We start from the raw sequence: 15,021 nt of genomic DNA, 5'->3' as shown, positions 1-15,021 counted from the left end.
TATTTTAACATCTCAGGATAAAAATTTAAAATTTTCTTATCTAGAAAAAAAGCTTCAAAAAACGTTAGGCATACAAAATATAAACAAAGATATTTTGAAGACACTTGAATTAATGGATAAAGAAGAAAACTTTACAAATGCAGGATCTTTGCTGGCTGATGAAAATGAATTTAATATAATTGATATTGTACGTTTTGGAGAAGACCAAGATACTATCTTAAGTAGAAAGCAAATAAAAGGAATTTCTATTTTAGAAGCATATGACCTTGCTGTTGAAAGATATAGAGAATATTATCAATTTGAATTAATTAATGGAGCATATAGAGAAAAAAAAGAGAAAATACCAGAAAATGCTTTTCGAGAAACTATTGCAAATGCCTTAGTCCACAGAGATTGGATGAGACAATCATACATACAAATATCAATGACTGACAATCAGATTGTTATATCATCACCAGGAGGGCTGCCAAAAGAACTATCGGAAAAAGAGTTTCTAGACAGTCAAATTTCTATTATGCGTAATCCTGTCATTGGAAATGTATTTTTTAGATTAGATATTATAGAAAGCTTTGGAACAGGAATAAGAAGAATAAAAAACGCTTATAGAAATAGTAATAGAAAACCAAAATTTAAAATTTATGATAACTCTATAGAAATAACATTACCAATTTTTTCAGGTTTAGAAGGATTAACAACTGATGAAAATCTAATATATAACGCACTAGTAAAAAAAGAACTAGCAAGCTCTGACCTTATGGAAATGACAGGATTTGGGAAAAATAAAGTTTTAGAGCTTATTAAAAATTTAATTCACTTAGGATATATAGAAAAATTTGGACAAGGCCGAGGAACTAAATATAGAATAAAATAATTAGCTAGCCAAGGAAAGAGACTTCACATATCCACAAGTAAAAATTTTCCAATCAGGGCATTACAGAGAATATGATATTACAAATTCTTTCTATCTTTTAATGGACTACAAAGAATTAGAAGTTTTCCCAGACTTATGAGACAAGTGGAAGCTCAGCCAAATATATATAAAACACTTAGAGGATTAAAAATCAAAGAAAACAAACTCATTTAAAAAAGAATCAGGATATAAAAATGCATAACAATAGTATAGATATACATTCAAATAAAAACGTTGTTGCACTAATGGATAAAGAAATATGGAATTTAGTTGGGAAAATGAAATCTCGAATTCAAATATAATATTATGAAGAAGAAAAGGAATATTAATTATGAAAAAATGGATAACAGGCTCAATAATTGCAATTATTATTTTAATACTTATATATATTTTATTTATTTCAAAAATTCTATTTGAAAAGAATGTAGACAAATACATATCAAGTGAAGGAATAAGTGCAGAAGAGATAATAGAAAAGAAAATATATAGAGATAGTAAGCAGGGAGGATATATTGCAAAAATAAGGTTTAAGAAGGATAGAAACTACAATTATATTTTTGAACTGCATGGATATAATCCGTTGAAATATTTTGATTATAACAATATAAATATTTCTATATATGACAATGAAAATGCAGAATATACTATAAGTAAAGTCTTAGAAAAACCAATTTATTTTATTGAGAATTAAAAGGGAAAACACGGACTTATAATTCTGTGTTTATTGCATAGTAAAAGTTATAAAAGAAAAAAAATATATTTTTAGTAGAGATTTGAATTTAAAAGGAGATGTCATGAGAAAATTTAAATTTAGTTTAGGAAAAATAAGTTTAGTACTTTTAGCATTATATTTATTTATTTTTTCAACGAATGTATTCGCTGAAGGTGGATTTACATATCAAGAATATATAAAGAATGTTGAAGATGGATATATTGCCGAAGATGTAAAATACGAAGATGTATTAAAGTTAATAAATGAAAGTGCAATTTTAGAAAAAAAAACTAGATAATAGTGATATTTTTTATAAAGTCTATGACTCTAAGGTTGCTAATAAATATAGTAATAAAAGCAGTTCATCATTTACGTTGAATCCTGGTGATGTCTTAATTACTAATTCGACTAGTTCTTTTGGTTTAACAGGACATGCCGCGATTGCATTAAATAGCAGAACTATATTGGATATACCAAATAAAGATAGCTACGTTAGAACTATTTCACCCTTAAGATTTAAGAAGCAATATTCATCTGGTTGGATAAAAGTATATAGACCAAGATATGCTAGTTGGGGTAAAAGTGCGGCAAACTGGGCAGATAGAAAATATAGAAATTCAAAATCAGTTTATAGAATTTCTTTTGATATAAACTCAACAAAAGAAACTTATTGCTCAAAAATTGTCTTTCAAGCATATAAATTTGGAGTTGGGGAAAAGGCATTTAAAAGATTCAATACACCATCTGCTGGTAATGTTAATGCATACAGGTTAAAATCTCTTATTGTATCTCCTTATAATCTACCAGAATATTTGGATATTTTATATAAAAGTAAATTAAATTAGAACTATTTATGGATAAATCATAAAACTAGGGTAGATTATTCTATGAAATAGTAATATTGTAAAAAAGTGGTATGGATATCGAAAATAAAATGGAAGAATTATTATTAGAAAAAAATGACATACTATTAGTTCATATAAAAAATATGGAAATTATTCTAGATTTAATGAATATAATTTACAATCTTTTTTAGAAGATATATCAATGAATCATGAATTCGAATTTTATTACTTGGACAAAATGTATTCTTTAAGCTATTCAGAAGAAGGATATATCTTTACTGACGTATAAGAGCAAGTTTACTGTATCTTTAGTTCATATAATGATTTATTAAATTCTGTAAGAATAAAAGATTTGTCAATTGAAGAAATAATTGATAAGAAACTGTATAATGATTTAACTGTATACTAAAATATATAGTAAAGTTGATAGAATAATAGTAGCTAAGTGTAGTAGTATTAGAGTAGAAAATAATAATTATTTAAGTCTTGGGGAATTTTTATCCTTAAGACTTTTTTTATGGAGAATAATAATGCCAAGAAAACCAAAGAAACCATGTTCATATCCAGGCTGTCCTGAGTTAATAGAAGATGGTAGTTATTGTAAAAAACATCAAAGAGATGTTAATAGATACTATGAAAAATATAGAAGAGACCCACTAACAAAGAAAAGGTATGGATCTAAGTGGAGAAAAATTAGAAATAGATATATAAACAATAACCCTTTGTGTGAACAGTGTTTAAAAGATGGGAGGTTTACTAAAGCAGAAGAAGTACATCATATTTTACCTTTAAGACGTGGAGGAAATCATGATGAGTCAAACTTAATGGCACTTTGTAAATCCTGCCATTCAAGAATTAGTGTTTTAGATGGAGATAGATTTAATAGACCCTAGGGGGGATAAAATCTCTACGACTAGGTCCCATGGGAACGGAGCGGGGCAAGCACACACAAAAACTCGGGTTCAAAGGGGGTATTAAAGAATGTCATCAAAAACAAAATATTTATTCTAACCTATTGACAATAAAACTTGGCATGATACAATATAAATACCAAGTAAACTTGGCAAAACTATAAAGGAGAATGAATATGAAGAGAGATGAAGTTTTAGCAAGAAGTCGTGAAGAATATAAACATCATGATGAGATGATGGTTGATATTTTTAAAAAAGCAGGTGAAGTTTCCAGCCAAATCGGACTAGCTGTTACTGCTATCTTATTTGGAATTGAAGCTTTTTTCTTCAATTCTTTTAATTATGGAATACTAAGTATTTATTTTAGTATCGAATCAACAAAAGAACTTGTAAAGTATGCAAAATTAAAAGAAAGAAATCAATTGTTAATGGGGATACTTATGGCGATTATAGGAATTGCTTTATTTGCAGCTAACCTTATAACATTGAAGTAGTGATTGATTATGGATGATAAACTAGTTCTTAAAAATCATTTAAAAGAAGTTAGAAAAGAAAAAGGTTATTCACAACAACAATTAGCTGATGAGGTGGGTGTTTCAAGAAATACAATTAGCTCGATTGAAACTGGTCAATTTAACCCAACTGCTAAGTTAGCTTTGATACTTTGCATTGCTTTAGAAAAGAAATTTGAGGATCTTTTCTATTTTTAGACAAACATAGTTAAACTAAAAATCTCCCTACAGTAAACAATATTGTTTATTGAAGGGAGATTTTATATTTAAGTATTAGGAGGTGATACTATCGCTAAAGATGGAACATATAGAGGAGGAAGAAGAGTAAAAGCAGGAGGTAAACCACAGCCTGCAATAGAAAAAATACAAAAAGGAAAAGAAGTAGAAATATTGATGAATGATATACCAACATTTACTCCAGAAGAAATAGATGCAGTAGACTTACCAGATGGAGCTGTTCTTGATGGTTCAGATATGCCAGCACCTAGTGATTATTTATCTGCAAAACAAAAAAATAGAATACCACTTGGAGCTGATGAAATATATAAAGAAACCTGGCAGTGGTTAAAACAAAGAAACTGTAAAAATTTAGTAAATTCAAGATTACTAGAATCATACTCTCAGGCATTTGCAAGATACATTCAATGTGAAGAGGCAATAAGTCAATTTGGACTTTTAGGAAAACATCCTACAACTGGTGGAGTTATAGCATCACCGTTTGTACAGATGTCTAGTCAGTTTCAAAAAACAGCCAATCTATTGTGGTATGAGATTTATGACATTGTAAAAGAAAATTGTACAACACCATTTGAAGAAGTAGAGTCTGATCCAATGGAAAGACTATTAAGACTAAGATAATGAATCTAGATAAACTATATAAAAATTATGAGTTTTTAACGAGTTTATATGAACTTTGAATCATGCAACTATAAACATATCGATATTGTGAAAAATATTGTTTATTCTTTTGTTATAATTATAAAAAGAATGATGAAAACTATTCTGATTTTAATATTTATGTTATTATAAATACTATCACAAAAAATTATAATAATGATATAGTGCCATATGGTAATTTAAATACAATAAAGAAATTGCCAGGTAAATTAAAAGCATGGTATATAGATGGAAATAATTGTGGAGCAATTGCAAGTGCAATTACAATGCGATACTATTATGATTATGTAGATAAAGCCTATGTAAGTTCTTCAAAAATATCAGAAAATAATTTAATTAGTTTAATGCAAAAATATGTAGGGCATGGCTTTACTGGATATTCAGATTTAAAAAAAGGGTTAAATAGATATTTTAGAGATAAAGGTATAAATAATTCAGTAGTATCATTAGATTATTTCCGATATTCTAGATTAGTAAATAGGATAGATAGAAATAGACCTGTAATTGTAGGAACATCAAATGATAATAAATTTGGTTTTCATTGGATAATTGCTCATGGCTATGCAGAAATAAATTATGGTGATATTGAGAGTACAAAATATATAATTGTGAATGATGGTTGGAGAAATAATGATGTTTGGGTAAATATAAAATCAGCATCATTTGATGGATTAATATATTTTGAAAAATAGAGGTATTATATGAAAAAGATAATATATATAGCTACTGTTATATTTACACTACTTATACTAATAGCTTGTCAAGATAAAAAAAACAATCTAAAATTAGGTGATGTTTTGAATCTTAAAGAAGATAGTATAAATCAAATAATTGTAGAAACAACTATGACCAAAGAAAAATCAGATGTTATACTTGAAAAGAAAGAATATAAAAAATTTTTAGATAAGATTTTATCTTATGATATTTCAGAAAAAGAATTACTTAATCTAAAAGGATGGAATTATTTTATAAAAATAAAGTCTGATAAAGATATTTACTTTTCGATTGCAGAAAATAGAATTTATTTAAATGATAAAATGTATATTTCAAATAATTTAAATAAAAATGATTTATTATATTTATTTGATAATAAATAAAAGAATATCTGGATTTAGGTGTAATATTAATTATAAATATATTAATATTTTTATAAATTCAAGTAATTAATTAAGTTCTTTTTGTTAATATAAAAAACTTTTATATTTAGAAAAATATATAATACACAATAACATATTATCTGAGCATTTAGACTATAAAATAACCATAAAAAGCATCTACAAAAGTAGGTGCTTTTTTATGTAGAAAATCTTAAAACTAGTAAAAAAAATATTCATACTAATTTTCATAATTAAGAAAAATTAAAAATGAAAAAAACTATAATTAATGTTATACTTTATTTGGCAAATAAAAATAATTTGTCAAAAAAAATTCGGAGGAAAGAATGAATATGTCAAAAAAAATAATCAGTTTATTACTAGCATTAGCTATGGTTTTCTCACTAGTAGCTTGTGGTCCATCTAACAATGAACCTCAAGACACTTCAAATAAAGAAGGAGAATTAACTAAAGTTGATGAAATTTCAGTACAATTTGTACCTTCAAGAGATCCTGAAGAAATTATGAGTGCAACAAAACCTTTAGGTGATTTATTAAAAAAACATCTTAAAGATCAAGGTTTTGAAGTTGAAAAAATTGATATCAGTGTTGGTACAACATATGAAGCAACAGGTGAAGCATTATCATCTGGTACAGTAGATGTTGGTTTAATCCCTGGTGGAACATATGTATTGTATGATGATGGAGCTGAAGTATTACTTACAGCTACAAGAAAAGGTTTAAGTAATGATTCTGAAAATGCAAAAGACTGGAATGAAAATAAACCTACAGAATTAACTGATAAACAAGTAACATATTACAGATCACTTATTATCGCTGGTCCATCTGAAAAAGGTCAAGAATTAGCTAAAAAAGTTAATTCTGGTGAAGAATTAACATGGGATGATATTAAAGATGCAAAATGGGGTGTAAGAGGAATTTCTTCATCAGCTGGTTATATCTACCCATATCTATACCTAAAAGATAAATTCGGTAACACAATACCTGATTTAAAATCAGTAGTTGAAATGGATAACTACAATACTTCAATGGCTCAATTAGCTACAGGTCAATTAGACGTTATAGTTGCTTTCGCAGATGCAAGAATGGATAATGAACCTAAATGGCAAGCAGAATATCAAGGTAAAAACACAATTTGGGAAGATACAAATGTTATCGGTGTAACTGATCCAATCTATAATGATACAGTTTCAGTATCAAAGAAATCTCCTAAAATGACAGAAGAATTAAAAGAAGCTATTGCGAATTCATTTATCGAATTAGCTAAAACAGATGAAGGTAAAGAAGTAATCAAGATTTACAATCACGAAGGTTATGAAAAAGCTAAATCAGAAGATTACGATAAAGAAAGACAAGCACAACAAATTATGAAAGAATTAAATCAATAATAGAATACGAGGCTTCTCAATTTCTATACGGCCTGGACAGTTATCTGCTCTGGGCCTTATTAATTTAAGAGATGGTGATCAAAATGATAGAATTTAAAAATGTAAGTAAAGTATATCCTGGTGGTTTTACTGCGCTTAAAGATGTTAACTTAACCATTCATGAAGGTGAATTTATCGCGATTATTGGAAGATCTGGTGCAGGTAAATCAACACTAATTAGAACAATTAATAAAATGATTGACATAAATGAAGGAACATTAACTGTAAAAGGTAAAAATGTTAGTCAATTAAATGGAAAAGATTTAAGAAAATTTAGAAGAAATATAGGTATGATATTTCAACAGTTTAATCTTGTTGATAGAATGACTGTTATAAAAAATGTACTTGCAGGTTTTGTACCTGATTTAAATATGTTTCAAAGAATATTTGGAATTTATCCGAAAGAAAATAAATTAAAAGCGTTAGAAGCTTTAAGACAAGTAGATATTTTAGATAAAGCATATAATCGAGCTGATCAATTGTCCGGTGGTCAACAACAAAGAGTGGCGCTAGCTAGGACATTGGCACAAAGTCCAGACATTATACTTGCTGATGAACCTGTTGCAAGCTTAGACCCTGTAACAGCAACACAAGTAATGGACTATTTTACAAAAATTAATAGAGAGCAAAATATCGCTATATTGATAAATATTCACCATGTAGATTTAGCATTGGATTATGCAACTAGAGTTATTGGTATAAAAGATGGTGTAATAGTTTATGATGGTCCTGCTGATAAAGTAGATAATGATGTTTTGAAAAATATTTATGGCGAAAAACTTAGTGAAATTGAATTAGATGACGTTGAAATTAAAAATGATGAAACTGTAGAAGAAGTCATTGATGATGTTATTCTAAATGAAAATAAAGAAGAAAAAACAAACGAGGGATTATAATGAATATTTTTGATAAAATTTTTCCTCCTAAAAAATACATGTTAAAAGATGACACTATTGTTTATGAAAAGAGAAGTAAAGCCTTAGTGATAGTGCCTATTTTATTAGTTTTAATCTATTTATCAATTAAGGCTACAAAGTTTGATCTATCAGTTCTAATAAAGAATTTTAAACAATTTAGCTTTATACTGTCACAAATATTTAGTCCAAACTTTAATTATTTACCAAAAGTAATAAATCCTCTTTTAGAAACAGTTAAGATGAGTTTACTGGGCTCATTTTTAGGTGGAATAATTTCCTTGCCGTTCGCATATCTTGCTGCATCTAATATGATGCAAAATAATTTTGTAAACTGGATAGTTAGATTGGTATTTTCTATAATGCGTACCATCCCTACGATTGTAAATGCACTTATAGCTACATTTATTTTTGGCATTGGTGCACTTGCAGGTACTGTAGCTATTTTTCTTTACTCATTTTCATATGTAGGAAAATTAACTTATGAACAAATCGAAAATGTTAATTTAGGTGCTTTTGAGGCTTTAATGTCTATGGGTTATACAAGACCTATCGCATTTACAAAATCGGTCATGCCTCAAATATTACCAACCTTCATCTCAACTTTATTATATAATTTTGAAGGTAATGTTAGATATGCTGCAATTCTTGGTTATGTTGGTGCTGGTGGTATTGGTATATTAATTAAACATAATATCGGATTAAGACAATATGATAATCTTGGGGCAGTTTTATTATGCATCTTAATAACTATTGTAATTATAGAAAATGTCAGCATTTACTTTAGAAAAAAATTGAATTAAGGATAACAAAATGAATGAAGAAATATTAAAAAAGTTAGAAAATGAGCCGAAAACTGGATTCAAAACAGCTGTAAATATCATCATTATTGTTGGTCTTTTAGTTTGGTCATTTTTAGGAATTCAACCTTCTGAAAGTAATATAAATGGATGGGGAATCGTTGGAAATATCTTTAGTGGGATATTTTCACCGGACTGGTCATTATTTAATCTTACAGAACAAGGAATACCATTCCTACTAGTCGAAACGCTTGCAATTGGTTTGTTAGGGACACTTATGGGTGCAATACTTGCAATACCTTTTAGTTTTTTACAGGCTTCAAATATTGTTCCAAAGTGGATTGCATATATTACAAGACTATTTTTAATCTTGGTAAGAACAATTCCAACACTAGTATACGGACTAATCTTTATTAGGGTTGTTGGTCCTGGAGCCTTTGCCGGTATATTAACTATGGCGATGACTTCAATTGGGATGCTTGCTAAGCTATTTACTGAAGCGATTTTAGATATCAATAAAGATATATTAGAATCTCTTTCAGCCTTAGGAATGACTACATTTGAAAAAATACGTTTTGGTATACTACCGCAACTTTCAGCGATGTTCTTATCAACAATTATTTACAGATTTGATATAAATATTAGAGATGCTACAATACTTGGGCTAGTTGGTGCCGGCGGTATCGGTGCTCCACTTATATTTGCAATCAATGGATATAAATGGAAACAAGTTGGAGCTATACTTATAGGTTTAATGGTTTTAGTACTTACAATTGAGTACTTCTCATCTAAATTCAGATCAAAACTTGTAAAAGGATATTAATATGAAAATCTTTTATACATCTGATATTCATGGTTATTTTATGCCAACAGATTATATGGACATGGAAACTAAGCCAATGGGTTTAATGCTAGCAATAACTATGTAAAATCAAAACATAATCTATTTATAGACTGTGGTGATATTCTGCAAGGTTCTGTCTTTGCTTACTACTTAAGCGAAAATAATAATTCAAAGGCAGTTGCAGATATTGTCAATAAAATTGGTATAGATTTTATAACTGTAGGAAATCATGATTTTAACTACGGTTATGATTATCTAAAAAACTATTTAAATAATGTGAATGCTAAATGTATTTGTGCCAATTTATTGGATAAAAAAGGAGAAATTACTAACTTAATAGACCATGCAATTGTCGAAATTGAAGGTAAAAAAATTGGTATTATCGGAGCAGTAACTGACTGGGTAAATGTATGGGAACAAGAGAAAAATTTAGTTGGATTTGAGATAAAAGACACATTATCTTCCTTAGTCAAAGCATACGAAAATATCAAAGACTGTGATTATAAAATCTGCCTATATCATGGTGGAATAGATTTTGATCCAATTACAAAAGAAATAGTAGAAAACTCTGGAGAAAATATTGCAAGTCGAATTATTGATGCAATTGATATTGACTTAATTCTTTGTGGTCATCAACATCTTGAAATCTTAGGTGTGGATTATAAAGGTACAAAAGTTATTGAACCATCATTTTTTGGTGGGAAATATGCAGAAATAGACATAAATTTAGAAAAAAAAGATTTAAAAGTTAAATTACGCAATATAGATGGAAATTTCGATGAAGAAAAATTCTCTGAAGAAGTCCTTCTTAACAATAAGATTAATGAATATATCGATAGAAAAATTTCCACTTTAGATAAAGATTATCTACCAAAAGATAGGTTGGAAATGGCTTTAAATGGAAGTGAACTGGCTTCTTTTATAAATAAAATTCAACTAGAATTAACCGGAGCTGATGTATCAATGAACGCCCTAGCAAATGAAGTTTCAGGATTCAAAAAAGATTTAACAATCAGACAAATATTAAATACTTTAAGATATCCAAATACATTGGAAGTTTATGAAATAGATGGAAAAACTCTTAGAAGAGGATTAAATAAAAACTTCGAATACATTGTAAAGGATACAAATGGATATAGTATAAATGAAGACTATATAATTCCAAAACTATCTCACTACAATTTCGATTTTTACGATGGTATCACTTACGATATCGACTTTGATAAACCATTCGACTCTAGAATAGGAAATATATATAAAGATGGTAGAGTTATCAAAGATGAAGAGATACTAACTATCGTATTAAATAACTATCGCTCTACAGGAGTTTCAGGTTTTGATATGTATAAAGGTCTTAAACTAGTAAAAAAAATAGATTCAGATATTTCACAACTATTTATAGACTATTTTAAAAATAAATATAATAAATATTAATCAATATCTAAGGAACGATAAATCCTTAATATATTTATGAACAAAAAAGGAGAGACTGTTGCAATATACTAAAGTATTTTTGCAGCAGTCTTTTTATATAAATTTATTATAGATTTATTAGAATATAACTCGTTTTTTATTTGATTAATTAAAACCTTATGAAATTTTCTAATAATAAATGTTATTTAAATGTTAAAATGGTATTGATAGATTAATAAAATTAAGGAATATAAGAGGAAAAGGTAAGTTGTTTCATTTTATCCAAAAATATATAGCAATGGGAATAAATAGGACCAACTGAAGGGTAGAGGTTATATGAAAAAAATAAGACTATTATATGATAACAATAGAAATATTATTAGAATTACAAGATATATATTTTTATCTATTGTTCTTTTGATTATTACTTGGTTTTTTGACTACAAAAATCCAGAATTAAAATTAAATCTGCCCAATATATTGTTATTGTCTCCAGAAGTTACATCATCTTTTTTATCTAACTTAAGTGGAACATTTTTAACTGTATCAACTTTTACTTTTACTACAATTTTAACTGTTTTAAATAAATATTCTGATTCATTTACTCCTAGGATAGTCCAAGACTTTATAGATAAACCAAATGTCCTAAGCCTTTTTGGAGTATTTATTGGAGGTTTTTTCTATACTGTTCTTTCATTATTTATGATTCAAAATATAGAAAGTGAACTACCATTAATTTCTGGTACAATTGGAATATTTTATGCAATTGTTACTATGATATCTTTTATATTATTCGTAAAAAGAGTATTAAAAGACATTAAAGTAGATAGTGTAATTGAAAACTTATATACAAATGCTTCTAAGCTTATAGATAAAGAGTCTGAAAGAAGAAGATTAGCAGAAAGATTTTCTATTGATAACTGGGAAGAATCTCATAAAATTTATGCTAACAAGTCTGGCTATTTATACAGTATTAATGCAAATAAAATGATAAAAATAATAGAAGACTCAGAGTATGAGATAATTATAAATAAGAGGATAGGGGACTATGTATTAGAAAATATGTATATTGGAGAATTAAATGTATCAAAAAAATTAGATATTGATAAAGAAGAAAAAGAAAAATTACTAAAAAAAATATCGGATAATATTATTATCAATATAAGAAAAAATGATACAAGAGATTATCATCATGAAATTACAAATATTGTAGAAATTGCTCTAAGAGCACTTAGTCCAGGAATAAACGATCCAAACACAGCTTCAGAGGCTATTAATAAAATAGGAATTTTATTGGGGAAACTATTTTCGTCTAAAAACTTTTACCAAATACTTGATGAAGATGAAAATAGTAAAATAATATATAATAACTATTCAGCAAAAGAAGAACTAAGTTTGTCCTATAATCAAATTCTTCACTATGGAAAAGCTGACCCTGAAGTAGCAAAGGCGATTTTATTAAGTATATTTATGATTTATTATGTATCAGATCAGTCAGTTCATGAAGAGATAGAAAAGTTCTTTATATATTGTTATGAAGAATGTAAGGATGCTATGACAAACAAATCCTATATAGATCAACTTGACCAAATATATAAGGACTTTGAAGAAGAAAGAGATGAAATAATGAATAAAGATGAGGATTTATAAATTGGTATAAAAATAGAAAAAATTAAAATTTATTCAAGTTATTTAATTTTTTAACTTTATTTAAAGTGATAAAGTTAAAGAAAAATGGAGAGAAGAATGATTTTTAAAAAGTTTTTTAGAAAAAATATATTATTAATTTTTAAAATTTTATTATTTACATTTATTAGTATATCTTTCATATCTTTAATACCAGTATTTACAAAAATGATAATCGATAATTATAAAAATTTGTCAAAAAATACGATAATAATATATTCTTTGGGATATGCATTATCAATTATTTTATATTTATTATTTGAACTATTAAAAAAGATTAATTTGAATAGATTAAAAAAAGAATACGGAGTTTTTATTAAACATAATATTTTTAAATCCATAACTTTGATGGATCATATTGATATCAATTCAAAGAAAAAAGGTGAATATATAAACAATTTAACTAAAGATATAGATACAGTGTATGAAAATTACATTTTATGTAGTATTCAATTATTAATCAGTTTAGTTACAGCTGCTGTCTATTTAATATATATGATAAATATGAATTTATTTTTATCTGTAATTATTATCATTGCTTCTTTTATTGGATTTTTTATTCCTAGAATTACTGGGGATAAAATAAATATAAAAAGGAAAAATTTTAGTGATAAAAATGGAGAATTTATTGAGTTAACTTCAGATTTATTAAATGCTAGTGAACTATTTAATAAGGATACAAGTAAAAAGTTTTTGAAAACTTTTGATGAGAATAATGAAATTTATGAAGACATGCAATTGGATTTAGCAAACTATATATCTTACACAAATATATTGTCTGGACTATCCCTGTACTTTATCAATATAGTGACGTTTGTATGTGGGATAATATTTATCTCACTAGGCTATATATCAATGTCTTCGTTAATCGCTATAATTGCTTACATAGATTTAATAGTTATTCCTATAAGAGATTTAATATATCAAGTTATTACAATAAAATCTTCAAGAAAATTGATTGAAAAATTTGAATTTTATTTTAATGATAAATCTAAAAATAGAGAAACTATAGATGAATTTAAATATATGAGGATAAAAAACTTAAATTATACTAAAGATAAATTTAGTTTAAATGACATAAATATGATATTTAATAAATCATGCAAATATGCTATTGTTGGTGACAATGGCTCAGGGAAATCCACTCTAGCAAAGTTGATATCCTTAGAATTAAAACCAAATGAACAAGAGATTTTTATTAATGGTGTAGATATATTGGATTTGGATATAAGCGATTTAATATTTTATTCATCTTCTGCAATTGTATTTAAGGGAAGTGTTTTAGATAATATAAATATTTCTAATAAGAATAATCTTGTAGATAAAGAATATATAAAGATTGTTGATGATTTTAGTGATAGAAATATAGAATATTTTGGAAATAATTTCAGTTTTGGTCAAAAGGCAAAAATTGCTCTATCCAGAGCTTTAAATTCTGATAAAGAGATAATTATACTTGATGAAATTTTTGCAAATGTAGATGAAAAAAGTGAATTAGAACTAACAAAAAAGCTTATAGAATCTGAGAAAACAGTAATTCTAATAACTCATAATAGGGATAATGAATATTTAGATTTGTTTGATGAAGTTATTCAAATACATAAAGAAATATTATAATGGATTTTTATGTTTAGAAAAGTTTATATGATATAAATAATTACTTAAACTATATTAAATTTAAAGGGGCTGTTGCATAAGTCCCAATCACAAAAAAGACGAGAAACTTAAAAAGTCCTCGTCTTTTTTTGGTACAATGTAAGTATGGAAAACATTAATAAACCTACATCGTTACTCATTAATTCTACACTAATTAACGATACGATTCAATTAAAGTTAAATTTTAACATAGATGTGTATGTTCAAGATGATGTAAAGTTAAGGCTTGTAAAAAATATCATTGAAAGGATGGATTTATCTAAACTTCATCAAGTCTACTCACATTTTGGCAGAAAACCTAAAGTTAACCCTCTAACAATGCTTCAAATTCTAATATTTTGTTATTCAGAAAAAATATTTTCATCAAGAGATATTGAAA

The 15,021-nt window shown here is 26.8% G+C and carries 18 protein-coding genes and 1 pseudogene; all 19 read left to right on the top strand.

The window, feature by feature from the left end:
- The first annotated feature begins 112 nt into the window (after window positions 1-112).
- Window positions 113-871, top strand: coding sequence for an ATP-binding protein (locus tag G534_RS08810; protein ID WP_205617660.1), 759 nt, complete (start codon window positions 113-115; stop codon window positions 869-871).
- Window positions 872-1,241: 370 nt separating this feature from the next.
- Window positions 1,242-1,601, top strand: coding sequence for a DUF3139 domain-containing protein (locus G534_RS0104790; RefSeq protein WP_027348117.1), 360 nt, complete (start codon window positions 1,242-1,244; stop codon window positions 1,599-1,601).
- A gap of 103 nt (window positions 1,602-1,704) precedes the next feature.
- Window positions 1,705-1,920, top strand: coding sequence for a hypothetical protein (locus G534_RS0104785; protein WP_027348116.1), 216 nt, complete (start codon window positions 1,705-1,707; stop codon window positions 1,918-1,920).
- A 76-nt stretch (window positions 1,921-1,996) separates the two neighbouring features.
- Window positions 1,997-2,467 (top strand): hypothetical protein, encoded by a 471-nt coding sequence (locus G534_RS07945; RefSeq protein ID WP_051177432.1) that lies wholly within the window; start codon window positions 1,997-1,999, stop codon window positions 2,465-2,467.
- Between the two features lie 530 nt (window positions 2,468-2,997).
- Complete coding sequence (locus tag G534_RS0104770; RefSeq protein WP_027348115.1) at window positions 2,998-3,360, top strand: HNH endonuclease; 363 nt, start codon at window positions 2,998-3,000, stop codon at window positions 3,358-3,360.
- 194 nt (window positions 3,361-3,554) lie between these two features.
- The gene (locus G534_RS0104760) at window positions 3,555-3,872 is read left to right on the top strand and encodes a DUF6442 family protein (protein WP_027348114.1); all 318 of its coding nucleotides are present in this window, start codon (window positions 3,555-3,557) and stop codon (window positions 3,870-3,872) included.
- A gap of 9 nt (window positions 3,873-3,881) precedes the next feature.
- On the top strand, window positions 3,882-4,088 hold the full coding sequence (locus tag G534_RS0104755; protein WP_004816384.1) for a helix-turn-helix transcriptional regulator: 207 nt from the start codon (window positions 3,882-3,884) through the stop codon (window positions 4,086-4,088).
- A gap of 195 nt (window positions 4,089-4,283) precedes the next feature.
- Window positions 4,284-4,748, top strand: a complete 465-nt coding sequence (locus tag G534_RS0104750) for a P27 family phage terminase small subunit (RefSeq protein ID WP_457076142.1) — start codon at window positions 4,284-4,286, stop codon at window positions 4,746-4,748.
- 203 nt (window positions 4,749-4,951) lie between these two features.
- Window positions 4,952-5,479, top strand: a complete 528-nt coding sequence (locus tag G534_RS0104745) for a cysteine peptidase family C39 domain-containing protein (protein ID WP_027348112.1) — start codon at window positions 4,952-4,954, stop codon at window positions 5,477-5,479.
- A 9-nt stretch (window positions 5,480-5,488) separates the two neighbouring features.
- Window positions 5,489-5,884 (top strand): hypothetical protein, encoded by a 396-nt coding sequence (locus G534_RS0104740; protein ID WP_027348111.1) that lies wholly within the window; start codon window positions 5,489-5,491, stop codon window positions 5,882-5,884.
- 344 nt (window positions 5,885-6,228) lie between these two features.
- Window positions 6,229-7,290: a PhnD/SsuA/transferrin family substrate-binding protein gene (locus G534_RS0104735; RefSeq protein ID WP_205617659.1), complete on the top strand. Its 1,062-nt coding sequence runs from the start codon at window positions 6,229-6,231 to the stop codon at window positions 7,288-7,290.
- Window positions 7,291-7,373: 83 nt separating this feature from the next.
- Window positions 7,374-8,225, top strand: coding sequence for a phosphonate ABC transporter ATP-binding protein (gene phnC, locus G534_RS0104730; RefSeq protein ID WP_027348109.1), 852 nt, complete (start codon window positions 7,374-7,376; stop codon window positions 8,223-8,225).
- The gene (phnE, locus tag G534_RS0104725) at window positions 8,225-9,046 is read left to right on the top strand and encodes a phosphonate ABC transporter, permease protein PhnE (protein WP_027348108.1); all 822 of its coding nucleotides are present in this window, start codon (window positions 8,225-8,227) and stop codon (window positions 9,044-9,046) included. Before phnC ends, phnE (G534_RS0104725) begins: the two co-directional genes overlap by 1 nt.
- Window positions 9,047-9,056: 10 nt before the next feature.
- Complete coding sequence (phnE, locus tag G534_RS0104720; RefSeq protein ID WP_027348107.1) at window positions 9,057-9,866, top strand: phosphonate ABC transporter, permease protein PhnE; 810 nt, start codon at window positions 9,057-9,059, stop codon at window positions 9,864-9,866.
- Between the two features lie 117 nt (window positions 9,867-9,983).
- A pseudogene (locus G534_RS08885) lies at window positions 9,984-10,514 on the top strand (metallophosphoesterase); the annotation flags it as partial.
- A gap of 261 nt (window positions 10,515-10,775) precedes the next feature.
- Window positions 10,776-11,321, top strand: a complete 546-nt coding sequence (locus G534_RS08880; protein WP_276196097.1) for a 5'-nucleotidase C-terminal domain-containing protein — start codon at window positions 10,776-10,778, stop codon at window positions 11,319-11,321.
- A 315-nt stretch (window positions 11,322-11,636) separates the two neighbouring features.
- Window positions 11,637-12,950, top strand: coding sequence for a DUF2254 domain-containing protein (locus G534_RS0104710; RefSeq protein ID WP_034596007.1), 1,314 nt, complete (start codon window positions 11,637-11,639; stop codon window positions 12,948-12,950).
- A gap of 96 nt (window positions 12,951-13,046) precedes the next feature.
- Window positions 13,047-14,603 (top strand): ATP-binding cassette domain-containing protein, encoded by a 1,557-nt coding sequence (locus G534_RS0104705; protein ID WP_027348105.1) that lies wholly within the window; start codon window positions 13,047-13,049, stop codon window positions 14,601-14,603.
- A gap of 144 nt (window positions 14,604-14,747) precedes the next feature.
- Window positions 14,748-15,021: transposase (locus G534_RS0104700; protein WP_169513547.1), on the top strand; the 274-nt coding region annotated here is incomplete at its 3' end.

This window comes from Helcococcus sueciensis DSM 17243 (assembly GCF_000423145.1).
GTDB lineage: Bacteria > Bacillota > Clostridia > Tissierellales > Peptoniphilaceae > Helcococcus > Helcococcus sueciensis.
The sequence above is the reverse complement of the archived record's forward strand: the minus strand, read 5'-3'. Positions and strand labels throughout refer to the sequence as shown.